We start from the raw sequence: 520 nt of genomic DNA, 5'->3' as shown, positions 1-520 counted from the left end.
CGCGTACACATTGGCCCCCGACGACGAACGCGACGCCCAGTAACGCAGGCTGCACACGCATTCAAGATCGCCCGTTACAGGATTCAGGGCGACAAGCGCGAGTGACCGAATCCGTTCCTTCGTCTCGTCGTGATTACGGCCGTTTGCGCTGCATCCGTCGAATGTTACGCGCATGCGTCACTCGCGTACGCATAGCCGTCGTGTTCGCGAATCGGTTCCCCGTCTTCGGTAAGTGCCACGCACTCACCCGCCGCGCGGCCGTGAAGCTCGCGCGCGGCTTGCACCCATTCGAGATATTCGCGGATCGGGGCGTTACTGCGCTCCGTGTCCAAAACGGTTCCCAAATTGCTGACGATGATTTGATAGCGTGCCATGGTCTTACCCTTGTTGTGCTTCGTGATGGGTGAGCGCGATTTGCGCGATAGCTTCGGTCGCGCCTTCGCGGAACCGGTACGAATGGAATTTTCCGACAGTATCCAGTGCGCCAGCAGCGGACAGAGAACGCACACTGTAACGCGCC

Annotated in this window: 1 protein-coding gene; it reads right to left on the bottom strand. The window is 59.8% G+C overall.

Features of this window, described 5'->3' with window-relative positions:
* Window positions 1-164: 164 nt before the first annotated feature.
* A partial coding sequence (locus AC1RPY_RS07625) for a hypothetical protein (RefSeq protein ID WP_481763087.1) occupies window positions 165-520 on the bottom strand: 356 nt, incomplete at its 5' end.

The organism is Dellaglioa sp. CoH-56-MRSF-12, assembly GCF_056782075.1.
The sequence above is the reverse complement of the archived record's forward strand: the minus strand, read 5'-3'. Positions and strand labels throughout refer to the sequence as shown.